At 28.2% G+C, this 26094-nt stretch carries 22 protein-coding genes; 3 read left to right on the plus strand and 19 right to left on the minus strand.

Annotated features, from left to right (window positions below; genetic code table 11):
• Window positions 1-35: 35 nt before the first annotated feature.
• From RT575_RS10540 to hisG, 14 genes are all read right to left on the minus strand, one after another.
• On the minus strand, window positions 36-1043 hold the full coding sequence (locus tag RT575_RS10540; RefSeq protein WP_313580719.1) for an FAD:protein FMN transferase: 1008 nt from the start codon (window positions 1041-1043) through the stop codon (window positions 36-38).
• Window positions 1044-1077: 34 nt separating this feature from the next.
• A complete protein-coding gene (locus tag RT575_RS10545) occupies window positions 1078-3279 on the minus strand; it encodes a PepSY domain-containing protein (protein WP_313580721.1) in 2202 nt (733 codons plus the stop codon).
• Window positions 3280-3290: 11 nt separating this feature from the next.
• Complete coding sequence (locus RT575_RS10550) at window positions 3291-3773, minus strand: DUF2271 domain-containing protein (protein WP_313580723.1); 483 nt, start codon at window positions 3771-3773, stop codon at window positions 3291-3293.
• Between the two features lie 27 nt (window positions 3774-3800).
• Complete coding sequence (locus RT575_RS10555) at window positions 3801-5264, minus strand: ankyrin repeat domain-containing protein (RefSeq protein ID WP_313580725.1); 1464 nt, start codon at window positions 5262-5264, stop codon at window positions 3801-3803.
• Between the two features lie 211 nt (window positions 5265-5475).
• A complete protein-coding gene (gene hisIE / locus RT575_RS10560; protein WP_313580727.1) occupies window positions 5476-6087 on the minus strand; it encodes a bifunctional phosphoribosyl-AMP cyclohydrolase/phosphoribosyl-ATP diphosphatase HisIE in 612 nt (203 codons plus the stop codon).
• A complete protein-coding gene (hisF, locus tag RT575_RS10565; protein ID WP_313580728.1) occupies window positions 6084-6836 on the minus strand; it encodes an imidazole glycerol phosphate synthase subunit HisF in 753 nt (250 codons plus the stop codon). The genes hisIE and hisF overlap by 4 nt, the downstream gene beginning before the upstream one ends.
• An 88-nt stretch (window positions 6837-6924) precedes the next feature.
• Window positions 6925-7641 (minus strand): 1-(5-phosphoribosyl)-5-[(5-phosphoribosylamino)methylideneamino]imidazole-4-carboxamide isomerase, encoded by a 717-nt coding sequence (gene hisA, locus RT575_RS10570; protein WP_313580729.1) that lies wholly within the window; start codon window positions 7639-7641, stop codon window positions 6925-6927.
• Window positions 7642-7736: 95 nt separating this feature from the next.
• A complete protein-coding gene (locus RT575_RS10575; RefSeq protein ID WP_313580731.1) occupies window positions 7737-10856 on the minus strand; it encodes a S41 family peptidase in 3120 nt (1039 codons plus the stop codon).
• Between the two features lie 60 nt (window positions 10857-10916).
• Complete coding sequence (hisH, locus tag RT575_RS10580) at window positions 10917-11495, minus strand: imidazole glycerol phosphate synthase subunit HisH (protein ID WP_313580733.1); 579 nt, start codon at window positions 11493-11495, stop codon at window positions 10917-10919.
• A 109-nt stretch (window positions 11496-11604) separates the two neighbouring features.
• Complete coding sequence (gene hisB / locus RT575_RS10585) at window positions 11605-12738, minus strand: bifunctional histidinol-phosphatase/imidazoleglycerol-phosphate dehydratase HisB (RefSeq protein WP_313580734.1); 1134 nt, start codon at window positions 12736-12738, stop codon at window positions 11605-11607.
• Window positions 12739-12782: 44 nt separating this feature from the next.
• A complete protein-coding gene (locus RT575_RS10590) occupies window positions 12783-13154 on the minus strand; it encodes a four helix bundle protein (RefSeq protein WP_313580735.1) in 372 nt (123 codons plus the stop codon).
• Between the two features lie 57 nt (window positions 13155-13211).
• The gene (gene hisC / locus RT575_RS10595) at window positions 13212-14258 is read right to left on the minus strand and encodes a histidinol-phosphate transaminase (protein WP_313580737.1); all 1047 of its coding nucleotides are present in this window, start codon (window positions 14256-14258) and stop codon (window positions 13212-13214) included.
• A 125-nt stretch (window positions 14259-14383) separates the two neighbouring features.
• Window positions 14384-15676, minus strand: a complete 1293-nt coding sequence (gene hisD / locus RT575_RS10600) for a histidinol dehydrogenase (protein ID WP_313580738.1) — start codon at window positions 15674-15676, stop codon at window positions 14384-14386.
• A gap of 78 nt (window positions 15677-15754) precedes the next feature.
• Entirely contained in the window at window positions 15755-16612 is an 858-nt protein-coding gene (hisG, locus tag RT575_RS10605; protein ID WP_313580739.1) for an ATP phosphoribosyltransferase, read from the minus strand.
• A 505-nt stretch (window positions 16613-17117) separates the two neighbouring features.
• On the opposite strand from hisG, the gene RT575_RS10610 reads away from it, so the two are divergent.
• Window positions 17118-19577 (plus strand): TonB-dependent receptor domain-containing protein, encoded by a 2460-nt coding sequence (locus RT575_RS10610; RefSeq protein ID WP_313580740.1) that lies wholly within the window; start codon window positions 17118-17120, stop codon window positions 19575-19577.
• Between the two features lie 279 nt (window positions 19578-19856).
• Here the strand turns inward: RT575_RS10610 and RT575_RS10615 are convergent, their stop codons facing one another.
• Together RT575_RS10615 and RT575_RS10620 are read right to left on the minus strand one after the other, a co-directional pair.
• Window positions 19857-20774 (minus strand): DUF2971 domain-containing protein, encoded by a 918-nt coding sequence (locus RT575_RS10615; protein WP_313580742.1) that lies wholly within the window; start codon window positions 20772-20774, stop codon window positions 19857-19859.
• Window positions 20775-20860: 86 nt separating this feature from the next.
• Window positions 20861-21175 carry a hypothetical protein gene (locus tag RT575_RS10620; protein WP_313580744.1) on the minus strand — a complete coding sequence of 105 codons (315 nt, stop codon included), beginning with the start codon at window positions 21173-21175 and terminating at the stop codon, window positions 20861-20863.
• A gap of 270 nt (window positions 21176-21445) precedes the next feature.
• On the opposite strand from RT575_RS10620, the gene RT575_RS10625 reads away from it, so the two are divergent.
• Window positions 21446-21667, plus strand: coding sequence for a hypothetical protein (locus RT575_RS10625; RefSeq protein WP_313580746.1), 222 nt, complete (start codon window positions 21446-21448; stop codon window positions 21665-21667).
• A 127-nt stretch (window positions 21668-21794) separates the two neighbouring features.
• On the opposite strand, the gene RT575_RS10630 is transcribed toward RT575_RS10625, so the two are convergent.
• Complete coding sequence (locus RT575_RS10630; protein WP_313580747.1) at window positions 21795-22637, minus strand: siderophore-interacting protein; 843 nt, start codon at window positions 22635-22637, stop codon at window positions 21795-21797.
• Window positions 22638-22804: 167 nt separating this feature from the next.
• On the opposite strand from RT575_RS10630, the gene RT575_RS10635 reads away from it, so the two are divergent.
• Window positions 22805-23560 (plus strand): tyrosine-protein phosphatase, encoded by a 756-nt coding sequence (locus RT575_RS10635; protein WP_313580749.1) that lies wholly within the window; start codon window positions 22805-22807, stop codon window positions 23558-23560.
• An 86-nt stretch (window positions 23561-23646) separates the two neighbouring features.
• Here RT575_RS10635 and RT575_RS10640 read toward each other — a convergent pair whose 3' ends face one another.
• Window positions 23647-25593: a heavy metal translocating P-type ATPase gene (locus RT575_RS10640; RefSeq protein ID WP_313580751.1), complete on the minus strand. Its 1947-nt coding sequence runs from the start codon at window positions 25591-25593 to the stop codon at window positions 23647-23649.
• Between the two features lie 56 nt (window positions 25594-25649).
• Complete coding sequence (locus RT575_RS10645) at window positions 25650-26066, minus strand: transcriptional repressor (RefSeq protein WP_313376396.1); 417 nt, start codon at window positions 26064-26066, stop codon at window positions 25650-25652.
• Window positions 26067-26094: the final 28 nt, after the last annotated feature.

The following is a 26094-nucleotide window of genomic DNA, read 5'->3' on the forward strand; positions in this document are numbered from 1 at the left end:
AGCAGGCAACGCCAAAATAAAAATTTAAAATTTATTTATTTTAGAAGATTTTTTTTAATTTTTCGGTAATTTTTAGACTTGATGATTCTACCATGATCTGTAATTAACAAAGCTGCATATTCTTTTTGTTGGTTTATCAATTCCAAACCTTTTTCTTTTCCAAGAACCATAATTGAAGTGCTAAAACCATTGCACAATTCGGCATTTGGACCAATTACAGTTACTCCTGTAAGCCCAGTAGACGGCATGCCTGTTTTGGGATTGATAATGTGTGAATAGCGAATACCATCGATTAAAATAAATTTTTCGTAATCACCAGAAGTTGTTACAGCAGCATTTTTCATTCCTAAAACATCTGCCATTTTATAACGTTGAAAAGGATTTGTAATTCCTATTTTCCAAGCTTTACCATTGGGTTGAGTTCCCCAAGTAGTCATATCACCAGAAGCATCAATAATCCCTGCTTTTATTCCAAAATGTGTAAGACATTCTCTAGCTTTTTGTGCAGCATAACCTTTTCCTGTAGAACCAAAACCTATTTTCATTCCAGGTTTTTTTAGAAAAATAGTCGAGTTTGATTTATCTAAAATTATATTTTGATAGCCTATATTTTTTATTGCTTTCTCGATATCTGCTTTTGATGGCATTGTATCCATTGAACCATCAAATTTCCAAATTTTATCCATTGCAGCAAAGCTAATATCGAAAGCTCCTTTTGTAATTTCAGAAAAATAAATTGCTCGTTCGGTAAGTTCAAAAACTTCTTGGTCAACTTTTATCGGTTTTATTCCTGCATTTTGATTCACTAAAGAAACTTGAGATGTTGGTATCCAATCGGAAATTAATTTCTCTATCCTTATCATTTCATCAATCGCTTTGTTGATATTTTTTTCAACAGAGATAGAATCATTATCAACCAATGTGATTTTGAATTTACTTCCCATTAAAATTGTATCTCTAATTCCGATAACTTGAGCATTTATCGGAACTAGAGTGTACAATAGTATAAAAGTGAATATGTATTTTTTTAAGTTAAGTTTCATGAAGAAATTTAATTCGAATTAATCATTATATAAATTAATAACAATCAGTCAAAAATTGTCCATTCATCTTAAATTCTTCAAATGTTTTTGCTAAATGTTCTTGACAAATAATTTCTAAAACTTTTTCAATATCATGTTGCATTGCTAAAGCTCCACAAATCATTATAATTCCACCATTTTGTAAAGTTTCAGCAAAAAAACGTTCATCTTGTTTTACCAAATCCATAACATATTGCTTTTGTTCTTCACGAGAAAATGCAATATTAAATTTCGCTAAATGATTTTTATTGATTTGTTCTTTTGCAAATGATTCGTAGTTCTTTGTAATGGAATTATGATATTTGAAACCTGTATATAAATGTGTTTCTACATTTTTATTATTTTCATCTATCATTCCTAAAAATGGAGCTATTCCTGTTCCATTTGCTATCATTATAACTTTTGTTGCCTTACTAGGAAAATGAAAAGCTTTATTCTTTACAATACGTGCCTTGATTGAAGCTCCTTCTACTAGTTGATGTAAGTATTGAGAACCTAAACCAAACTCGTGTAACTTAACTACCAATTGTAATTTATTATTAACTTTTCCGATTGAATATAATCTTTCTCGATGATCATTTGCAGGATATATTGCCAATAAATCTCCTGATTTAAATTTTTCCTTTACAGATAATGTCACATTAAATGTAGCATCTTCATCAGTAATTTTTGTTAATGAAAAAACATTCATGTTTTTTAATTTAGGAGCTTTTCCTACATACATTGCTGGTGTTGTAGCTAAAGGAATATCTGTAGCTTCTTTGTATTCTTTTACCCAAGTTGTAAATTCTTCTGGTGATTTATCATTTACAGTTACAATATTCAATAAACGATTCGTCCATTCCTGCTTTTCTAATAAATTATCTACCTTATAAGCATAAGCACAAAATTCTTTATAAGAACGAGATCCAAAACCAACCACTGTAAAATCAACTTTTTGTTGTTGTGGAAATTTACTGACTAATTCTTCAAATTTTTTAGCATTTGTTGGTGCATCACCTATTCCGTATGTAGATGTAAAAACTATGAATTGTTTCGCATTGGGATACACTTCGTATTGATTCATTTGAGTAACAAATGATTTTTTACCATTCGCCAATAATTGTGTTTGAATTTTATCTATAAAACCTAAAGTCGCGCCATTTTCTGAACCTACAAGAAGTATAATTTCGGCTTCATTTGATTTGAATTTATTCTTAGCTATTTTTGTTTTTGTGCGTTTGAATGTGATAACGAAACCAGAATAAATAAAAAATAAAATACTAAAGCAAGAGATTGCTAAAATTACTGCCCAAACTATATTTACGTGTCCTGTGTGTAATTTACTACTATATCGAAGCAATGCTTGCGCAGTAGAAAAAGGAGTTTGAGCTTCTATTTTTCCATTAATTTGGTTGATAATAAACTCTTGTCCTGTGACTGTTATTTTATAAAACTCTTGAGGATCTTCTCGATCAAAAGGGAATTCTATTTTTCTAACATCAACTAATTTTATTTCCTTAAATGATGAAAAATCTTTTAAGGAAATTCTCTTTGTATTTTCATTTACAGATGAAGTAATTTCTGTATTTAATTTTTCATTTTTAGGAATTAAATCAAATCGATTTAAAACCATAAAAACTCCTGTGAATGTTATTATAATAATTGGAATAAGAAAAATTCTCCCAAAAATAACATGATAATATTGTGAAAAATATTCTTTATTTATTTTAGCAAAAAAATGTCGAAATCCTTGCTGTCTTTTTATAATTAATACTAATCCAGAAACAGCAATTAGAAATAGCAAGAAAGTCATTACTCCAATTATAACCCGACCTGTTTCATGTAAAAATAATGAACGATGAAGAGTTATTACAGAGTTCATAAACTCACTCTTCTCTATAGGATCGCCTAATTTTTCTCCTGTTCTTGGATCAACATAAAATTTAAAATCATTTCCGTCTTCATCAAAACCTTCTAATGTTACAAATTTATTTTTATCAATACTCAACTCTGTTAAATCTCCATATTTTTGTTGTAAAATAGGTAAAGTTTCAGCTAAAGAAATTGTATTGAATTGTTCTACTTTATAAGGATGAAGTTTTTGCTCTATAGGTCGAAATGACAAAATGACTCCTGTAATAGAAGTCATTGTTATAAATAGAAATGATATATATGCTAAAGTAAGATGAGCATAGCGCCAAATTGATAAAATCATGATGAAATTCCTTATTGAGCTTTCGTTAATTTCACGTATCTTATGTACCCCTTTCCTTCTGCCTTTTGAGTTAAAGCTGCTGTTGTTAAAGGAATTTCTACATCAGAAACATGATATTCTCCATCTTCTACAGCAGATTCAAAACGTAATTTGTATCCTTTGTTTAATTTAGATTCATCTATTGCAAAAGTTGTGATACTACGATCTCCTGCTCCAATAGAAGCTCCCGTAATTCCACTCAACTTTTCTTTTTTCTTTTTGTTGAATTTATCCCATTGTTTGAAACCATTGTACCATTGCTTATCAGCACCCATGATGTATAATGTTTTTTCGTAAGCACCTTTTGCATCAACTAAAGAAACTACTACGTAAGCACCTTCACCTTTATAGTTTTTTAATTGCAACATGCATTTGTATTTTGCATTTTGTGCAAATCCAAAAGATGATAGAGCTAAAAATAATGTTACAAATGTTAATTTTAAAATAGATTTCATTGTATGTTTTTTTTATTTACAGTTGTATTATTTTAAAAACTCAACTGATATATTATTTTCTTTTAAATATTCATTCTCACTTGCTAAATCGTAAGCAGTTTCATCAAATTCTGTTTTAAGATCTTTTTTCGCTCCAATAGATAAAAGATATTTTAATACAGCATCATCCTGTGCTACAAAAGCTGCACGATGTAAGGCTGTCATTCCATCAGAGTTTTGTGCATTAACATCAATTTTTAAAGGTGCTAATAATTTTAATAAATCAAGATCATTTTTTGTAACTGCTGTCATGTATAATGTACTTCCATCAGCTTGTGGTGTAGAAAGATTTAAACCTGCTTTAGTTAAAATAGCTAGTTTTTGTTCAAAATCTTTTGCATTTTGTTTTCTATACGATTGAATTAAGTAAACTCCTAAATTTCCTTCGTTTGCCTTAAGATCAGTTTTAGCTCCGTTTTGAATTAAATAAGAAACAACTTCTGGAGAACCTTTCTGAACTGCTGCAAATAATGCTGATTCACCTTTTGCGTTAACAGTATTAATATTTTTAGTTTTAGCTAAAATTTGTTTTACAGCATCTAAATTATTTGTTGAAGAAGCGATCATTAAACTATTATTACCGTCATTATCTGTAGCATTAACATCTACCCCTTTTCCAATAAAATAATTAATTACATCAGCTTGGTCTTTTTTTCTAACAATATTATGCAAAACATTTTCTCCATTTGTACCTTTAGTCTTTGGATCTAATTTTACTTCTTCAACTAAATATTTATAAGTATCTAATGTATTAGCTGCAAAACGAGTTCCTCTTGAAGCATATATCAATGCACCATTTGTTGGTTTTACACCCTTTTTTACTAATGATTTTAATAACTCTACATTTCCATTTATAGCTGCATAATCAAAAAGAGTATTCCCATTATTATCTACATCTTTTAAAGATAATCCTTTAGAAAGTAAATATTCTGTTAATTTAAAATCTTTATCATTTCCTATAGCTTTAAATAAAATTGTTTCACCATTACTATATTTTTCTTTTGGATTTACTCCTGCATCAAAAAATGCTTTATATATAGCAGGATCTATTTGACCAAAACCAGCTGCGAAAGCTAACGGAGTTGCTCCTTTATCATCAGTTTTATTCACATCAGATCCTTTAGCTATTAAATAATTAATTGCTTCTAAATTCCCTCTCATTGCAGCCCAATGAATGTATTGTCTACCATCGTGTGTAGATTTCTTTACACTATTACCTGGTTGTTCTACTAAATATTTTATAACATCTAATGATGCATTATTATTAATTGCTAAAGTTGTAGGGTCAAAATTACCTCCATTTGGTTGTGCTGGATTATTCCCTTTAGAGATTTCTTCTTTAACAACTGCTATCGTTGGATTTGCTTTCCAGAAATCTGCATTTAATAATGTATTTGTTTGTGCTTTTATGAAAGAAGAAAGCAAAACTAGAGTTATAAATAATTTTTTCATTTTTTATAATTGTTATTTAGACCAACTATTAATTGGATGTCAAAAATAATATATTATTTATAATTATTCTAAACATTTAGATTTTATATTCATTTCATGAGAAAGGTCATTTTATTTTATATCTAATTGATAATAAATATACATATTACTTATTTTTAATTAAAAAGTTAAAAACAAACATAAAAGGATTGCTAAAGCAATCCTTTTTATTTTAACTATCTCTTCGAGGAGCATTTTCTCTACTTTTCAAAATATCTTCAACATCTTCTAATTTAAAACCTTTTGCTTTTAATAGAATAAGATAATGATAAAGTAAATCTGCTGATTCATTTAAAAACAAATCATCGTTATTATCTTTTGCTTCAATTACAACTTCTATCGCTTCTTCTCCAACTTTTTGAGCAACTTTATTAATTCCTCGTTTGTATAATTTATTGGTATAAGAGTTTGGATCATCATCTAAATCAATACGATCATTTATCGTTTGTTCTAATTCATAAACAAATCCTCTGTTCGATTCTTCTTTAAAACAAGTTATTGCTCCTGTATGACATGTTGGTCCATAAGGTTTTGTTTTAATAAGAATAGTATCATTATCACAATCAATAGCAATTGATTTTACTTCTAGAAAATTACCTGATTCTTCTCCTTTTGTCCATAATCTATTTTTTGAACGAGAAAAGAAAGTAACTCTTCCTATTTCTTTTGTTTTATCAAAAGCTTCTTGATTCATGTAACCAAGCATTAAAACTTGATTATTCAAATAATTTTGAATAATCACAGGAACTAATCCATCATTGCTTTTTGTAAAATCAATATTCATCGTATTGGTATGTTTTGTTCTTTTAAATAATTTTTTAATTCTGGAATTGGTATTTCTCCAAAATGGAAAATACTTGCAGCCAATCCTCCATTCGCTTTTGTTTGAGTAAATACTTCAGAAAAATGTTCTTTTTTTCCTGCTCCACCAGATGCAATAACAGGTAAATTAACCATATCAGCAACAGCTTTAGTAATATCTATCTTGAAACCAGCTTTCGTTCCATCACCATCCATTGATGTTAATAATATTTCTCCTGCCCCAAGTTCTTCAACTTTTTTTACCCAGTCTAAAGTTTTCCAATCTGTTTCAATTTTTCCTCCACTCACAAAAACTTTTTGTGTTCCATCCACATTTCTTGTATCTACAGCTACAACAACACATTGTGATCCAAATTGAGCTGCTAATTCTGAAATAAGTTGTGGATTTTTTACAGCAGATGAATTAACTGATACTTTATCTGCACCAGCATTAATAACTATAGAAGCATCTTCGACAGAGTTTATTCCTCCACCAACAGTAAAAGGAATATTAATTGCTTCTCCTATTCGTTTTACCATTTCTGCTAATGTCTTTCGTTTTTCTTGCGTTGCTGTAATATCTAAGAAAACCAATTCATCTGCTCCTTCATCAACATATTTTTTGGCTAACTCTACTGGATCTCCAGCATCTCGTAAACCTTCAAAATTTATCCCTTTTACCGTTCTTCCATCTTTGATATCAAGACACGGAATAATTCTTTTTTTTAACACCTTTTTTATATTTTTAAGTCATCAGTAATTAAGTTTTTAAGTAGCTATTTGGTTCAGTTAAATATCAATTTATAAACCTAAAAACATACTAAACGAATAACTTAACTACTTCTTTCAACTCTATTTTACCTTCATAAATTGCTTTACCAAGAATAGCTCCTTCACAACCTAATTCTTTTACTTTTATTAAATCATCAATTGAAGAAACACCTCCAGAAGCAATTAATTTAATATTAGCATTTGTTAAAATCTCCTGATACAATTCATTCGATGTTCCTTGTAACATACCATCTTTAGCAATATCTGTACAAATCACATAATCGATACCTTTTGTATGGTATTCTTTTATAAACTCTATCACATCCAATTCAGAACTTTCTAGCCAACCATGCGTTGCTATTTTTCTATCTTTAGCATCCGCACCCAAAATAATTTTTTCGCTACCATATTCTGAAATCCATTCATTAAATAAAGTTGGATTTTGTACAGCAATACTTCCTCCTGTGATTTGATTTGCACCAGATTCAAAGGCTATTCGGATATCATTATTCGATTTTATTCCTCCTCCAAAATCTATTTTCAGATTTGTTTTTGTTGCAATTAATTCTAATGTTTTATAGTTAATAATTTGGCTGGATTTTGCTCCATCTAAATCGACCAAATGCAAATATTCAATTCCATATTCCTCAAATTCTTTTGCAATTTCTAAAGGATTCTCGTTGTATATTTTTTTTGTATTGTAATCTCCTTGAGAAAGACGTACACATTTTCCTTCTATAATATCTATTGCAGGTATAATTCTCATCACTATATTTTGATTCTTTAGACTTAAGAAATAAAGATTTTAACACACAAGTAAATTAACAACTTACATATTAAAATCTTAAGCCTTAAAACTAATTATTTAATTTCTTTTAATATTTCTTGAACAGCTCTTTCTAGCTGAGGATCTTTATTTTCTAAACGATCCATAAATGTATTCTTGATATATATATCAGGAGAAACACCTGTTTTCTCTAAATTTTTACCATCTAATGTATATGTTCCCCAAGCAGGAATTCTATAAAAAGAACCATCTACTAAACTTTTCCCTGATGTAAAAATGATCCAACGATAGGTTTCTTGACCAATTATTTTACCTAATTTAAGTGCTTTGAATCCTGCAGAAGTCATTTCTGCATCACTTAATGAATATTCATTAATTAATAATACAATTGGTTTACCTGAAGGAGCAAAATTTGGTTGTACTGTTAATTGTCCTTCACGATATTTCCATTGTAAATATGGACGTTGCGCTAAAAAGTTTAAAACTTTATCATGAACATTTCCTCCTGTATTGAAACGTAAATCAAGAATTACACCTTCTTTTTTATTTTCTTGTTCTACCATATCCAATAAAAAAGCATCCAATTCTGGAGAAGTCATGTTTTTCATGTACGAATAAGCAATTCTATCATTACTCAATTGTTTTACTCGTTGACGATTTTCATAAATCCATTCATCATATAAAAGTCCTCTAAATGTATAATTTGCTATTGGATGAATTTTAGTTGTGATTGTTTTACCATTTCTATTAAATTCTAATTTTAATTCATCCAATTTTTTAGGTGTAGTAAAATAAAAATCTCTATTTATTTTTTCATCAACTTTCTGATCATTCACAGCAATTAAAACATCGCCTTCTTTTATATCTACATTTTTAAGAAATGCAGGAGATTTTCTTACAATTCTATCAACAACAAATGGTTGATCATTCTTGAATACTAAGCCTGTTTCATTTGTAAAATAATTTAATCGTTTATCTTCTTCTTTTCCAGACGAAGAAAAACCTAAATGAGAAGAATTTAATTCTCCTAATAAATCATTTAATAATATTCTTAAATCATTACGATTATTTACAAATGGTAAATAAGTTGCATATTGTTGTTTTTTAGCTTTCCAATCAACTCCATGAAAATTTTCATCGTAGAAATTTTCTTCTATTCCAGCCCAAGCTTCATCATACATTTGTGTAAATTCTGAAGATAAATTTTTATCAAAACTGTAGTTAAGATTTATTTTTTCTGGATTTGTAGAACTAATACCAAATTTATACACACTATCATCAATTAAAGCATATAAATTTTTATCATTTCTAATAATATAATCAGCTCCTTTTGCGAAAACTTTATCTGTTTTGCTCTCTTCAAAATCAGAAGTTACATTTCTAAACAATTGGAATTTTCCATTGTCTTGGTTTGAGTTATAAAATAAATATTGTTTTTTATCATCGGAAAAAAGAAATGGATTTGTTTGATATCCGAATCGATCTGTAACCATTTCTATTCGTTCCAAAAATCCTTCAGGATTTACAGTTAATTCTTTAAGTTCTTTTTTCTCCTCTTTCTTTTCCTTTTTCTCAACCTTTTTTTCTTCTACAAAAAGATTATCAAATTTTTCAGATTTATAAGCTTCATCAAACCAATCTAAAGATGCTTTGTAAATATTAGATTTTTGCATTCCTAATGGATAAGAAGGATTAGTTCTATCACTTGCAAAATAAATGTATTTACCATCAGGAGACCAAGTCGGATCTTCCTCGGATACGCCAGTGTTTGTAAGATTAATTGTTTTATTTTTTTTGATATTATGTATAAATATATCTAATTCGAAATTTCGCTTAGCTGAAAATAAAACATATTCATCATTTGGAGAAAATGATGGTTTAGAATTTTGAAATCCCCAAATTTCATCTTTAACAATAGTAGATGATTTAAATGATTTTAAATCCAATAATCTTACTTCATCTCGTCCACTTAAATAAACCGCTTGTGATAAATCATGATTAAATGTGATATCTCTATTATTTCTTGTATCTGATGTTAATTGCTCTGATCTTCCTTTTCCATTTGCTGCAACTTTAAACCAATTTTGATATCCTTTGTAAGTTTGATTAAAAATTAAATTTTGATTGTCTTTTAACCATTTTACTTCTAGAACTCGTTCTTTTCCATCTGTAATTTTATTAACGAATTTTCCCTCTATATCAGAAACAAAAATAATTCCTCGACTTACAAATGCTATTTTCTTTCCATCTGGAGAAACATCAAAAAATGAAACCTCATCAGCTGTACTAAAACTTTGTTCTTTATCTATTATTTTATTTGTATTAACATTAATTGTTACTGGATTACTTGTTTTTGTATTAACATCATAAACAAACAATTGATAATCTTTTTCAAAAATCACTTTTGAACCATTTGCTGCAACAAAAGGTTTTTTAATTGATGTATCAAAGGCTGTTAAAGCTTCTTTTTTACCATTTTCTATTTTATAAAGATTATATTCTCCGTTATTTTCATCAGAAATAAAATAAATAATTCCTTTTTGATCAACTGTAGGATTAAAATCTTTTCCTCTATAATCTGTATATTGTTTAAATGCTTTTGTTTTTGGATTATACGCTAATAAATCTGGATTATTTTCTCCCTTGTAGCGTTTACGAGCAACTTGATTTGCACTTTCTGTAGAATTTGTAAAAATATATTCTCCAGAAGGTGTTTCTACTAATCCATTTGTTGTATTAAAATAATTGGTAAACAATGGTTGTGGTGTTTCTCCATCTAAAGCAATTTTAAAACTTCCGAAGTTATTATTTTGGTTTGATGTGAAATAAATATTTTTACTATCCCAACTCCAGCTTTCTACATCATCTTTCGCTTGATGAAAAGTCAATTGCTTTATTTGTCCTCCATTTATAGGCATTACATAAACATCATAATTACCATATTGGTTTGAACTAAATGCGAGCCATTTTCCATCTGGAGAAACTCTAGGATTTGTTTCTTCTCCTTCTAATGCTGTTATTCTGGTTGCATTTCCTCCATTAGCATCAACTTTCCAAATGTCACTATCGTAACTAAAATAAATGGTTTTTGCATCTGGACTAAATGATGGATTTGATGTAAAATAGACTTTTTCTTGTGCAGACAATTGTAAAAAAGAAAATGCTGTTAGTAAAGTAAAAATTGTTTTTTTCATGTGTGTTAATTTATATCAATCGTTTATTTAGAATCTATTAAAAAAATAATTTATTATCTTCTATAAACTTAGGAAATTCTGTAGAATACGTTCTCCTATTCCAGCAGATTTTTCGGGATGAAACTGTGTAGCATAAAAATTATCTTTTTGCAATGCAGCAGAATATTCTAAAATATAATCTGTTTTAGCGATTGTATATTCAGATAATTCACAGTAATAACTATGTACATAATAGATATCAGAATTTTCATCAACATTTTTCAATAAATAATTTTTTAATTCATAAATATTATTCCAACCCATTTGAGGAACAATTTCTGTTGGTGGAAATAATTTTACTTGTACAGGGAAAATTCCTATACATTCTGTATTTCCTTCTTCAGAAAACTCACACATTAATTGTTGTCCTAAACATATTCCTAAGGTTGGTTGCTTCAAATTTTTTATTAATTGATCTAATCCTCTTTCTTTTAGATATTTCATTGCTGAAGCAGCATGACCTACTCCAGGGAAAATAACTTTTTCTGCATTTTTTATTTTTTCAAAATCATCTGTTATTTCTGCTTCGTAACCTAACCTTGCTACAGCATTCAGAACTGATTTTGTGTTTCCTGCATTGTATTTTATTATAGCAATCATTTTTTCTAATTTTAAGTTGAAATGTTATTAAGTGCTTAAGTTGTTATGTATTTGATTAAGTAATTTTATTCAGAAACTTAAAAACTGATTAACTTAAACACATAATCACTTACAACACTCCCTTAGTACTTGGTAAAATCATTTTATCTGGATCACGTTTTACAGCAACTTTTATGGCTTTTGCAAAAGCTTTAAAAATAGCTTCTATTTTATGATGCTCATTTATTCCTTCTGCTTTAATATTCAAATTAGCTTTTGCTCCATCAGTAAATGATTTGAAAAAATGATAAAACATTTCTGTTGGCATTTGTCCAATCATTTCACGATTAAAATCTGATTCCCAAACCAACCAATTTCTTCCACCAAAATCAATAGCAACTTGAGCTAAACAATCGTCCATTGGTAAAGCGAAACCATAACGTTCGATACCCAATTTATTTCCTAAAGCCGATGAAAATACTTCGCCAAGAGCAATTGCGGTATCTTCTATTGTATGATGTTCATCTACTTCTAAATCTCCATCCACTTTTATCTTTAAATCCATTTGTCCGTGACGAGCAATTTGGTCTAGCATATGATCAAAAAAATGAATTCCAGTCGAAATGTCTGATTTCCCTGTTCCGTCTAAATTCAAATCGATTTTTATCTTTGTTTCATTGGTATTTCTTTTGATAGATGCAGTTCTATTTTCTAATTTTAGAAATTCATAAATTTCTTTCCAAGAAGTAGTTTTTAATGCAATTGTATCGTTTAAATCTTCATTTTTTGAAATTTCATTTGCTCCCAATGCTTCATCGTTCGCAATAAAAATTCCTTTTGCTCCAAGATTTTGAGCTAATTTAACATCTGTTATTCTATCTCCAATAACAAAAGATTTTGCTAAATCGTAAACTGAATTATTGATATATTGTGTTAATAAGCCTGTATTTGGTTTTCTTGTTGGTGCATTTTCTTTGGCAAATGTTTTATCAATATATACTGCTTCAAATTTTACACCTTCATTTTCAAAAGCTTTAATTACAAAATTTTGAATTGGCCAAAATTTTTCTTCTGGATGTGCTTCTGTTCCCAAGCCATCTTGGTTTGTTACCATGATTAATTCATAATCTAATTCTTTAGCAATTTTACCTAAATAAGTAAATGCTTCTGGATAGAATTCTAGTTTTTCGAAACTATCAACTTGGTAATCTGATGGTTCTAATATCATTGTTCCATCACGATCTATAAATAGGAGTTTTTTCATAATAAGTTCTAAGTTCTAAGGTATAAGGTATAAGATTTCAAGTTTTACTCCTTAGAATATTTATCGTTTTTAATAAATCTCTCATAACCATTGAGAAGTTTTCCAACTTCATTCAAAAATGGAATAAGTTCATTATATGTTTCTATTGTTATATAATTTAAATCTTTACTTAATAGTAAAAAATATTTCACTTCTTCAAAAGAGCCTACCGAGTGAGAAACAAAGCTCAATTTATGTGCAATTGTTGATTTGGTTCTACCTTCAACAATATTTGAAGGGATAGAATAAGCGGCTCGCCTTATTTGACTTGTAATTCCAAAAGTTTCTTCTTTAGGAAAAGTCTTTGTAATCTCATAAATTTTTAAAGTTAATTCATGAGATTTTTTCCAAACAATTAAAGTGCTAAAACTACTCATATACAAAATTTACTTCTATTAAATTACAAATAAAACCTTATGCCTAATAACTTAATTCTAAAGACTTTTTAAATTTTCTAAAATCTTCTCATTTTCCTCTTCTGTACCAACTGTTATTCTTAAACAATTTTTACACAAATCGTCATTTGTTCGATTACGGATAACAATTCCTTTTTCTATTAATTCATTGTAACGTTTTGTAGCATCATCAACTTTTATTAAAATGAAATTAGCATCACTTGGATAAATTTTTTCTATAAAAATTATTTCTTTTAGAGCTGTTTCAAGAAGTTGTTTTTGTTTAATAATTGTTTGTGTAGTTAACTTTATTTTATCATAATCTTTTAGAATTTCTAATGCTTTTTGTTGAGTCAATTGATTGATGTTATATGGTGGTTTTATTTTATTCAATACAGCAATAATATCTAGACTTGCATACAAAATACCTAAACGAATTCCTGCCAAACCAAATGCTTTTGATAAAGTTTGGATAACGATAATATTCGGATAATTTTTAATTTCTTCTATCCAAGATGGTTCTGTAGAAAAATCAATATAAGCTTCATCTATTATTACTAAACCATTGAAGCGTTTGACGATTTCTAAAATATATTCTCTTTTGATGATTTCTCCTGTTGGATTATTAGGAGAACAAAGGAAAATCATTTTTGTGTATTCATCTACTTTAGAGAAAATATCTTCGATATTGGGTTGAAAATCATTTTCATTTAATAGAGATTTACGGTATTCTATTGCATTTAAATTTGCTAAAACACTATACATTCCATAAGAAGGAGAAATCGCAATAACATTGTCTTGGTTTGGTTCACAAAAAGCACGAAAGATTAAATCTAAAACCTCGTCACTTCCGTTTCCTAATAAAATCTGGTTTGCTGGATAGTTTTTAATTGTACTTAGTTCGTTTTTTACATTTCGTTGAAATGGGTCGGGATAACGATTTAATCCAGTTTCATAAGGATTTTCATTTGCATCTAAGAATACGAAATCATTAGTAATTTCTTGAAATTCATCACGAGCAGATGAATAGGCTTTCATCACTTTTATGTTAGGACGAATGATATTATTTATATTAAATGTTTTCATTTTATTTAGTTTTCAAGTATTATGTTTTATAATTACTGTTTGCGTTAGGGATTGTAGTGAAAATCCTTTTTCCTTAGAAAAAGATTGCAACGTAAAGCCCGACCGAAGGGAACGCCCTATTTAACTTATACCTTATAATTTAAATCTTGTAATCTTAAGGTTACTGCATTTTTATGAGCAAATAATTCTTCGGCTTCTGCCATTAATTCTATTGCAGGACCAATATTTTTGATTCCTTCTTGTGATAGTTTCTGAAAGGTAATTTTCTTGATAAAACTGTCTAAAGAAACACCTGAGTAATTTTTTGCATAGCCATTGGTTGGCAAAGTGTGATTTGTTCCCGAAGCATAATCTCCTGCACTTTCGCACGAATAATTCCCTAGAAAAACTGAACCTGCATTGATTATTTTTGGAATATAATTTTCCGCTGATTCACACGCAAAAATTAAATGTTCTGGTGCATAGATATTTGAAAATGTAACACAATCGTCTATCGTTTTCAAAACTATTCCTCTTGAATTATTAAGTGCTTGTTGGGCAAATTCTTTTCGAGGTAAAACAGCTAATTGATTCTCTAATTCCTTTAATGTTTGGTTTAAAGTATTCTCGTTATTTGTTAATAAAATTACTTGAGAATCTGTTCCATGTTCAGCTTGTGATAATAAATCTGCAGCAATGTATTTGGGTACAGATGTTTCGTCTGCAATAACTAGAACTTCGCTTGGTCCAGCCGGCATATCTATTGCTACACCAAAATTCTGAGCGACTTGTTTGGCTGCTGTTACGTATTGGTTTCCTGGGCCAAAAATTTTATCGACTTTATTGATTGTTTCTGTCCCAAATGTTAAAGCTCCGACAGCTTGAATTCCACCTACTTTTACTATTTTTTCTATGCCTATAAGATTGGCTGTATATAAAATAGCTGGGTGAATTTTACCCTCTTTATTTGGAGGTGTACATAAAATAATGTTTTTACAACCTGCTAATTTTGCAGGAATTCCCAACATTAATGTTGTTGAAAACAATGGAGCTGTTCCTCCAGGTATATAAATTCCTACATTTTCTATTCCTCGAGATTCTCGCCAGCATTGTACACCTTGTGTGGTTTCTATAACATTACTTTTTTCGAACTGTGCTGAGTGAAATTTTTCTATGTTTGATGCAGCTAATTGTATAGCTTGTTTTAAATCATTTGAGATTAGTTCATCTGCTTCATCTATTTCTTGGCTTGTTACAAATAGGTTTGTTAATTGAACTTTATCAAATTGTGCTGTAAAATCTACTAAAGCCTTGTCTCCTTCTGTTTTTATTTTATCAAAAACTTCTAATACAATTTTTTGTAAATCTTTTGATTCTTTTGTTGGACGTGTTGTTAATTCTGTCCAATCGGATACTTGTGGTCGTATATATGTTCTCATTATTTTAGTTTTTAAGTTTTAAGACTTAAGTTATAAGGTTTTCATCATACTTATGACTTATACCTTTATATCTTAACACTATAAAATCATTTTCTCTATTTCTAATACTAAAATACCTTCTGCACCCAATTCTTTTAATTGTTCTATAATATCCCAAAAAGTATCCTCTTTAACAACAGTATGTATAGATGACCAACCTTTTTCTGCTAAAGGCAAAACGGTAGGAGATTTCATACCAGGAAGTAAACCTATAATTTCTTCTAATTTATCATTTGGAGCATTGAGAAGTATATATTTATTTTCTGATGATTGTTTTACAGCTTCTATTCTAAACATTAAACGGTCTAGAATGGCTTGCTTTTCTGTATCTAAATTTTTATTTGCGACTAAAATAGCTTCAGATTCTACAACAGTTTCAACTTGTTTCAACCCATTTGTTAATAAAGTAGAACCAGTAGAAACAATGTCAAAAATTGCATTGGCTAAACCGATACTCGGAGCAATTTCTACACTTCCACCAATTTCTTCTATTTTTACATTGATTCCTTTTTCTTGGAAGAAGTTTCCTAAAATTCTAGGATAAGAAGTTGCTATTTTTTTATTTTCGAAATAAGATAAATCTGTATAAACTTCATCCTTTGGGATAGCTAAACAAAGTTTACAACCTGCAAAACCTAATTTGCGAACATTATTAATATCCTTATCTTTTTCCCAAACTTCATTTTCTCCTAGAATACCAATATCAGCAACTCCTTGTTCTACATATTGCGGAATATCGTCGTCGCGAAGAAATAATACCTCGATTGGAAAATTAGATGATTCTGTTCTTAACTTTCTATTGCTTGTAGATATTTTAATTCCACAATCTTTCAATAATTCAAGTGATTTTTCACTTAGTCTTCCACTTTTTTGAATGGCTATTTTTAATTTACTCATTTTATAATTTTTATATTTTTTGTTTGAGTAAATCTGAAAGAGAAAATTAAAATAATAGAAAGTAATAAAAAAATCCCGTTTGATTTACTCAAACGGGATTTAGATATATTATTTGACACATGTCCATATCACAATCAGCTCGCTTGAGTGCAAGTATGATGGTGATGATGATGGAACTGAATTGTGTACATTATTTTCTTTTTGTTGGAACAAATGTATAAATAAATTTTGGATGAAAATGATTTTTGAATTAAAAATTTTAAAAATTATTTTTTTTGACAATTTATTTATTAAAAATAAAACATTGTATATCAAATAATTTAGTTTGTGTATAATTAATAATAACAAAAAGTTTTATAAACCACTTCTCATTACTTTAAAACCAATATAGTATGATCAATCTTAATTATTTTACTTTTGTAATTATTTTAAATTTTATTTAAAATAATTTTGTTAGAAAGATCTAACTTTATTAAGTTTGTCATAAATATTAATAACACATAGAATGAAAAAAATAATTCTACTCTTATTGTTTTCTACTTTTCCAGTTCTCGGACATGCCCAACAAGTCACAATTATTGGAACGGTAAAAGACTCGGAAACCAAACAGCCAATTGAATTGTATAACATCAAAGAAGAAAATTCTGATAATAGCATCAATTCAGATAAAAAAGGAAATTTTAAAATAGATATTACACAAAGTAAAACTGACATTAAATTAATAATTGAAGCATTAGGTTACGAAACAGATACAATACAATTACAATCTAACAAAACAGATTATACTATTTTTCTAAAACCTGAAACAACAAATAAATTAGACGAAATTGTTGTTACTGGAACTACAAGAGCAACTTTACTAAGAGAAAATCCAATTTCTATTGCTCCTGTATCTTTAAAACAGATAGAAAGAACTGCTGAAAGCAATATTATTGATGTTCTTGTAAAAAATGTACCTGGATTAAACGCAGTAAAAACAGGTCCGAATATTTCGAAACCATTTATACATGGTTTAGGATACAATCGTGTTCTAACAATGTACGATGGAATGCGACAAGAAGGACAACAATATGGTGATGAACATGGTATAGAAATAGATGATTATACAATAGAAAAAGCAGAAGTTATAAAAGGGCCTGCAAGTCTTTTATATGGTTCTGATGCAATTGCTGGAGTAATTAGTTTATTCCCATTTATTCCAAAAGAAGGAGATGGTAAATTACACGGGAAATATACAAATGAATACCAAACTAATAATAGTCTTATTGGGAATGGATTACGTTTAAGTTATTCTGACAAACATTTTCTTTTTGGTTTGAGCGGTTCTTATAGAATGGCTAAAAATTACCAAAACCCAATTGATGGAAGAGTCTATTTAACAAATTTTAATGTAAAAAACTTTGCAGCTTTAGTCGGCTATAAATCAAAAAAAGGATATACACATCTTAATTTTACATTGTATGACAATAGACAAGGAATTCCAGACGGAACCAGAGACTCAATCTCAAGAAAATTTACAAAACAAATTTTTGAAGGTGACGATGATGATATTTTAAATCGTCCTATTGTTTCTAATAAAGAATTAAAATCATATAAAATACCAGATTTATCACAACATATACAACATTATAGAGCGTATTTACATAGTTTCTACGAAATTGGAAAAGGAGATATTGATGTTTTAATTGGTGGTCAACAAAATATCAGACGAGAATTTACTCATCCAACAGATCCAGAGCAAGCAGGAATGTATATGCGACTAAATACCTTAAATTATAATGTAAGATACAATGCTCCAAAATTTTCAAATATCGAAATATCAGTTGGTGTAAATGGAATGTTACAGAATAATAAAAATATGGATGCAACAGACTTTCCTATTCCAAATTATGATTTATTTGATGGCGGAGCTTATTTATATGGGAAATGGAAAAGAGAAAAATGGAGTATTAGTGGAGGAATTCGCTATGATTTACGAAAAGTAAAATGGAATGATTTTTATGTCGGTACAAATCCTATTACTGGATTCGAACAACAATCTAACGCAAATGATGAAGGTGCAAATCTTCAATTTGATGCTTATAAAAAGAATTTTAACGGTATTAGTGGAAGTATAGGAGCAACATTTCAAGCATCAAAAAACATTAGTTTAAAAGCTAATATTGGACGAGCATATAGAGCTCCAAATATTACAGAAATAGGAAGTAATGGTTTAGATCCTGGTGCACACATTATTTATTTAGGAAATCGAAATTTCGATCCAGAATTTTCTTTACAAGAAGATTTAGGAATTAGTTTAAAATATAGAGACTTTTCTAGCGAAGTAAGTATTTTTAATAACAACATACAAAACTATATTTATATGTCTATGGTAGCTGATGCACAAGGAAATCCAGTTGTAGATGCACAAGGAAATAGAACCTATAAATACGAACAATCGAAAGCACAATTATATGGAGCAGAAGTATCATTTTCTTTACATCCAGAAAAATTAAAGGGATTTCGTTGGGATAATAGTATGAGTGTTATTTATGGATTCAACCGTGCTTCGACATTCAAAGGAAAAGGGAATGAAGGAGAATATTTACCTCTAATTCCTCCAATGTCTATAAACAGTGGGATTTCTAAAGAAATAAAACCTAAATCAAAGTATTTTACAGCTATCATTCCAAAATTCGAAATGGAATATACAGCAACACAGAATAGATTTTTAGGTTTAAATGGTACAGAAACTAGAACATCATCTTATACATTATTTAATTTAGGAGTTACAACAGAAATTAAATATTCAAAAACTAAAAATATACAGTTTATTGTTCAAGCAAATAATTTATTCGACAAAGCTTATCAATCTCATCTTAATCGATTAAAATATTTCGAGTATTATAACACTTCTTCAAGAGGAAATTCTGGGATTTATAATATGGGACGCAACATAGTATTCAAACTTATAATGCCTTTCTAAAAAAGAAAGGAATCATTAGCTATCTTATTTATTTTTTTAAAGTCTGTTTAAATTATTCTTTATGAATAGTATTTAAACAGACTTTTATTTTTTTTACTTTAATTATTTGGGCAATCCCTACAGGCCGCACTATTCGCTGTATCTTTTATAAACAATCAATCACGCGTTATAAAATTGTTTATAAAAGGATGCCGCTACTATTGCTATTGCAAACTAATAAAGATTTTAGAATAAAATATTAAAAATTACTTTCTTTAATGTTCTACTAAATAGTTATAATTAGCTATTTTTAGAATTTAGGAAACTACTGTAAAATTCTTTTTCTCTCTTATAATCTATCGCTTCAATAGAATTATAATTCCATTTAATTTCTATTAAATCTACATTTAAACTATTAGCATAATTTAATAATTCATTCTTTTGTTTATAATTTGCGTAACTTGAAACAAAAATAGCTTTTATACAATTTTTAATATCAAGCATTGTCTGATTAGATACTATTTCATTACGTAAAATTTCTAATGTACATTTTTCTTTATTAAATAAAGCTCCTATTCTAAATTCATTTTCACCTGAATAGTCTATATGCTTACAAAACCATGAATCTATAATTTTTTTCTTAATCTGCTCTTTATAAGAATCTAAACCTACATTTATTAAATGATTACCTTGAATATCTCCAATTTTTTTAAACCAAATATCTTGAAAATTACAATATTCAATATCTTTAGAATAAATATCTAAACTCTTATTTAATTCTAATAATTTATCTTTAGAAAATGCTATACAAACACCTGAATATCTATCAGCATACTGATCCCACATTCTAAGTTTTGTAAAACCTAAACTCTCTTCATATCCTTTAAAACGTGGAATAGAATCAATATCATCATTCATAGAATTTTTACAAAAACATATCTGAAGGAAAGTTGTTTCAAGATTCTCAATAAAACTATCTAATAAATTAACTTCTTCAACTTCTTTTACAGTCTGTTTTCTATTTGCTTGTTCACCATTATATACTATTGATCGACTAGCTTTTCTACTTTCAATAGGATCACTTGAACTTAAGGAATTACTAAATCTTAATTGTTGATTATATAAAATGTAATCAATAGCTGTTGAAGCTTTTGTATAATGATAAATTATATCATCACTATATAGACTATTTAAAAGATTGTGGTTTATTTCAAACATTATTTCTTTAATTTAGCGTACACTAACACTCAAATATACAAACTAATTTAAATTATGATTAACCTTATTTGAATATAATAAATAAGTTATTCCTCAAAAAAATCTTGTTTATACGCACTCAAAGAATAAATTTTGTTTTGATAAATAAAAGACGAATCAACTAAATTAAACACAACTTCATAATTTTTTGCTCCATTCGGATAAATACTAAATTTTACTTTCAACATAGTATCTTCTTCAGTATAATCTTCTAAATGAAATGTAGAAATTACAGGAACAATTTCTTCATTTGTAGAAACATTTAGTATTCCAAAACTATTTACCCATAAACTCATTCTAAATTCATTCAATTCAGTAATTAACTTATAATCTCCATTCAGAATTAATCGTTCCGTTTTCAAAATAATTATTTTTTTATAATTTCTCAAATATAAAACTTGTTCCAATAAAATAGTTTTTATCTCTAATTATTATTTAAAAATTATAAATCTATATTTATAATTTTTTGCACAAAACAGTATATTTACAAAATACATATATGATAATCAACCTAAAAAAACTAAATGATACAAATTAAAAACATCGAAAGATTGAGCGTCGATGAAATCAATCATTAATTAAATAATGGAGCTAAATTCGTTATTTTTCAATATTGTATATCTATTCTAATCATGACATTTAAGAGAAGTAGTGATATTTATTTCATTAAATCAGGAGAATCTACTGTAAAATATAGTATAGGATTTTCTATTATAACATTTATTTTAGGCTGGTGGGGAGTTCCTTGGGGACCTATTTATACTATTGGATCATTGTATAGAAATATTAGTGGAGGAAAAGATATCACGCAAGAAGTTTTAGCTTCATTAAATGCAAATGTAATCGAAGAATAAAAGATTATAAAAGAAATGGAAACCTTTCAAAAAAAGTTTCCATTTCCCTATAAATTAAAAAAGCTTAATATCTTATTAATGAAATTGTTTAAACTAATTATCTTATTAAATTCTATTATAAATAATTTTAAAATATCTTAATTAAAGATTCTTCTTCTATTTTAGAGTGACAATCTTCTAAAGCATTTTTTTCTGATTTACCAGCCTTCCAATGAGAAGTACAGTAAAATTCATCTTTTTTCCACTCTAAATCGTCTTTGAAAAAAGATTTTGATTCTTTTACAGATTTTGATTCACCTGCTATATAAGCAAAACGTTTACCTTCTTTTCTTTTCGGAAATTTTTGTTTTTTTATTAAATCAAATAATGCAGAACCTTTTCCTACATTTGGATTTACAATCCACTTAAATTCTAAATCTGCTTTTGATTCTATTGTATGAATATCATTCTCTGTAGGAACTTCTACACAAACAATCCCTTTGACATGAGCTGATAATGTTTCTATAATTGTAGAGATGACTGGTAATCCTGTTAAATCCGCACCTAAAACAACAAAGTCTGTTTTTGATACTAAATCTTTTTTCTTTGATTTCATAGAAACTCCAATTCTATCACCAACAACAGCTTCATTTGCCCAGCGAGAACCAGGACCATTTAAACCATGGTTTGCAAAATCGATAATAATTTGATTATTCTCGGCATCAATTCCTCTTAAAGTATATGTTCGAGAAACTGGTTTAAATTTATCAGATGGAGAAATCCATTTTTTTGAAGTATCATCATATTCTGCATAGTGTATATCTCTTATACCTAATGGAGGAAATAACAATTTACATGTTCCTCCCAAAGATGTATTCTCAAATAAAGAAACATCATTATTTTCCAAATAAACTCTTATAAGATGAGGAGTTACAAATTCTTTTTTCTTAAGAATAAACTTCTCTTTTATAATTTTTATTTTATCTCCCATCTTTTTATTTAGATTTAATCTAATTCTATACGAATATAAATTAAATTTTAATTTGATCAATATAAAACATTAAAAAAAGAAAAATTTATAGATTTTTTAACATTAAGATTTCATTAATAACTCGTAACTTTTTAGTGTTAAAAAATAACCTAAAATAGACGCTGAAAATGGAATGTACTTTAGACAATGATAGACTTGAAAAAAGAATCCTTCCACTAGAAGGAAGCTTTAATTGTAGAGATTTAGGAAGTATTATTAACAAAGATAATGAATGTATAACAAGTGGTTTACTTATCCGCTCTGACGATTTAGCAAATTTAACTGATGATGATTTAGAAAAACTAAACAAATATCCTATAAGAACCATCATTGATTTGAGAACAACTCACGAACGTTTAAAAAATTATGATCATATTCCTAATAGTTGCAATCACGAAGTTCATTTAGATATTTCTTCTGGACATTTTGATGATTTGATGAAACAATTTAGAGCAGGTATTCCAAATCCTAAACAGTTTATGCGTAATATCTATAAAGATTTTGTTCTAGATAAAACATGTCAAGAAAAATATAAAAACTTTTTTGATGTTATACAGCATAAAAATAAAACCCCAATACTTTTTCACTGTACTGCTGGTAAAGATAGAACAGGCTTTGCAACAGCAATGATTTTATCTGCATTAAATGTAAATGAAGAAACAATCATGAATGATTATTTAGCTTCGAATATATTTTTAGAACAAAAATATGGTCACATTCTAAAAATAGACCCTAATTATAAATACCTAATTGATGTACTACCTGAATACCTAGAAACATCTTTTTTCTACATCAAGAGACATTTCGGAAATGTAGAAAATTATTTATCAAATATTTTAAACGTTGATCTGGATTTGATGAAAAATCTTTATCTAAAAAAATAAAGCGACAAACCTGTCGCTTTATTTTTTAATTCGATTAAAACTTTATTTTTAGAACTTTCATAAAATATAAAAACCAATTTATACTATTAATTCTTAAAATTCATACGTTGTATTCTAACGGCATTCAAAATTGCTAACAATGCAACACCAACATCAGCAAAAACAGCTTCCCACATATTGGCTATACCTTCTGCACCTAACAATAATACAATTGCTTTTATACCCATTGCAAGAATAATATTCTGAATTACAATTTTCTTTGTTTCTCTACCTATTTTTATAGCTGTAGCAATTTTAGATGGTTGATCCGTTTGTATCACTACATCTGCAGTTTCTATTGCTGCATCACTTCCTAAACCTCCCATTGCAATTCCTACATCGGCTAACGCTAATACAGGAGCATCATTAATCCCATCTCCAACAAAAGCTATTTTTTTATGAATATCCTTTTTCAATTCTTCAACTTTGTTTACTTTACCTTCTGGTAATAACTCTCCATAAGCCAAATTCACTCCAACTTCTTTTGCTACTTTTTGAGTAATAACATCTTTATCTCCACTCAAAATAATTGTTTCTGTAACTCCAATATTCATCATTTTACGAATAGCTTCTTGTGCATCAGACTTTATTCTATCAGCAACAATAATATATCCCGCAAACTGATTATCAATTGCTACAACAACAATACTTTCGACAACATTATTTATTTTATCTGGATATGAAATTGAATATTGATCTAAAAGTTTTGAATTACCAGCTAAAACTATTTTAGAATTTACAATTCCTTTTAATCCTTTTCCTGAAATTTCTTCAACGTCAGTTACAGGAAAATCAGAATGATGATAATTCACTATTGCTTTTGCTATCGGATGAGTAGATTTACTTTCCAATGCTGCCACGTAATTTAAAAAATCATCCTGATTATAATTCGTTTCAATTTTTTGAACTTGAAAAACACCTTCTGTCAACGTCCCTGTTTTATCCATCACAACAGTATTTATACGAGCTAATAAATCCAAAAAATTTGATCCTTTTACTAGTATCCCATTTCTAGAAGCTGCTCCTATTCCACCAAAATATCCTAAAGGAATAGAAATAACTAAAGCACAAGGACAAGAGACAACAAGAAAAACTAAACCTCTATATAACCAATCAGAAAATACATAGTCATCAACGAAAAAGTAAGGAATGGTAACAAGAGCAAGCGCTAAAAAGAAAATAATAGGAGTATATATTTTTGCAAATTTTCTAATAAATAACTCTGTAGGAGCTTTTCTAGATGAAGCTTCTTGAACCATTTTTAGTATTTTAGAGATTGAACTGTCTTCAAATTTTTTCGTTGTTTTTATCTCTATAACATTTTCTAAATTCAGCATTCCAGATAAAACTAAGTCTCCTTTTTTATAAGTAGATGGTTTACTTTCTCCTGTCAAAGCTGAAGTATTAAAACTTCCCTTTTCTGATAGTAAAATACCATCCAATGAAACTTTTTCTCCTACTTTTACTTGTATAATTTCATCTATCTCAACTTCTGAAGGTTTTATTGTTATAAACTTATCATCACGAAAAACATGAGCAATTTCAGGACGAACATCTAGAAGAGCTTTAACATTATTTCTTGCCTTATTCACAGCTGCTTCTTGAAACATTTCTCCTATCGTATAAAACAACATTACTGCAACTCCTTCTGGATATTCACCAATTAGAAACGCACCTAAAGTGGCAATTCCCATTAAAGAAAATTCATTAAAAAAATCAAATTTCTTAGCAAGTTTAAATGTTTCTCCCCAAACAGGATAAGCAACAAAAATATATGAAACTAAAAACCATGCTAATCGAACCATTTGTTGATCGACAAACCATGTTGGTTTTATAACATATTGGATAATTATTCCTGCAAAAAATAAGAATAAACTAATTATTAAAAATAATTTATTATTGTCATGATTATGTTCGTGATCATGGTTATGTGAATGTTCATCATGATGATTTTCATTCACTTCTTCGCTACTACAACATTTACAATTTGACATAAAATATAATTTATACGACAAATATAAACGAGATTGTATGCAACCAAATTGCAAACTTAAGATTTACAATGATCGCAAATTCCTTTCAAGATAAAAGAAGATTGCTCTATACTGAAGTTTTTAGGAAGATCTATTTCTGGTAAATGAATATTTTTTAAACAAAACGTTTGGCTACAATTGTTGCAATGAAAATGTGCATGAGTAAATTCTGGTGTGCAATTACAATTTGATTCACACATAGCATATTTTATAGATCCTGTTCCATCTTCAATAGAATGAATTAATTTATTTTCTTCAAATTTTTTCAGCGTTCTATAAATTGTTGTTCGATCTGCTTGATCCATTTCAATTTCTAAATCAGCTAAACTCAAAGCTATCTCAGACTTCATTAACCTATCAAGCACTAACAATCTCATCGCAGTTGGATTAATTGCTCTCATTTTTAATGTATTCGATAAAAGATCAGTCTTCATTTCATTCTATTTTGAGTAATAAAGTTAT

This window comes from Chishuiella sp. (assembly GCF_032109125.1).
Taxonomy (GTDB): Bacteria; Bacteroidota; Bacteroidia; order Flavobacteriales; family Weeksellaceae; genus Empedobacter.

Coding starts and splice junctions, on each gene's coding strand:
- RT575_RS10545 (WP_313580721.1), bottom strand. CDS start 3,279: ATGATTTTATCAATTTGGCGCTATGCTCATCTTACTTTAGCATATATA.
- RT575_RS10640 (WP_313580751.1), bottom strand. CDS start 25,593: ATGTCAAATTGTAAATGTTGTAGTAGCGAAGAAGTGAATGAAAATCAT.
- RT575_RS10610 (WP_313580740.1), top strand. CDS start 17,118: ATGAAAAAAATAATTCTACTCTTATTGTTTTCTACTTTTCCAGTTCTC.
- hisA (WP_313580729.1), bottom strand. CDS start 7,641: ATGAGAATTATACCTGCAATAGATATTATAGAAGGAAAATGTGTACGT.
- hisC (WP_313580737.1), bottom strand. CDS start 14,258: ATGAAAACATTTAATATAAATAATATCATTCGTCCTAACATAAAAGTG.
- hisB (WP_313580734.1), bottom strand. CDS start 12,738: ATGAAAAAACTCCTATTTATAGATCGTGATGGAACAATGATATTAGAA.
- RT575_RS10540 (WP_313580719.1), bottom strand. CDS start 1,043: ATGAAACTTAACTTAAAAAAATACATATTCACTTTTATACTATTGTAC.
- RT575_RS10575 (WP_313580731.1), bottom strand. CDS start 10,856: ATGAAAAAAACAATTTTTACTTTACTAACAGCATTTTCTTTTTTACAA.
- RT575_RS10635 (WP_313580749.1), top strand. CDS start 22,805: ATGGAATGTACTTTAGACAATGATAGACTTGAAAAAAGAATCCTTCCA.
- RT575_RS10630 (WP_313580747.1), bottom strand. CDS start 22,637: ATGGGAGATAAAATAAAAATTATAAAAGAGAAGTTTATTCTTAAGAAA.
- hisD (WP_313580738.1), bottom strand. CDS start 15,676: ATGAGAACATATATACGACCACAAGTATCCGATTGGACAGAATTAACA.
- RT575_RS10645 (WP_313376396.1), bottom strand. CDS start 26,066: ATGAAGACTGATCTTTTATCGAATACATTAAAAATGAGAGCAATTAAT.
- RT575_RS10550 (WP_313580723.1), bottom strand. CDS start 3,773: ATGAAATCTATTTTAAAATTAACATTTGTAACATTATTTTTAGCTCTA.
- RT575_RS10590 (WP_313580735.1), bottom strand. CDS start 13,154: ATGAGTAGTTTTAGCACTTTAATTGTTTGGAAAAAATCTCATGAATTA.
- RT575_RS10625 (WP_313580746.1), top strand. CDS start 21,446: ATGACATTTAAGAGAAGTAGTGATATTTATTTCATTAAATCAGGAGAA.
- RT575_RS10615 (WP_313580742.1), bottom strand. CDS start 20,774: ATGTTTGAAATAAACCACAATCTTTTAAATAGTCTATATAGTGATGAT.
- hisH (WP_313580733.1), bottom strand. CDS start 11,495: ATGATTGCTATAATAAAATACAATGCAGGAAACACAAAATCAGTTCTG.
- hisG (WP_313580739.1), bottom strand. CDS start 16,612: ATGAGTAAATTAAAAATAGCCATTCAAAAAAGTGGAAGACTAAGTGAA.
- RT575_RS10555 (WP_313580725.1), bottom strand. CDS start 5,264: ATGAAAAAATTATTTATAACTCTAGTTTTGCTTTCTTCTTTCATAAAA.
- hisIE (WP_313580727.1), bottom strand. CDS start 6,087: ATGAATATTGATTTTACAAAAAGCAATGATGGATTAGTTCCTGTGATT.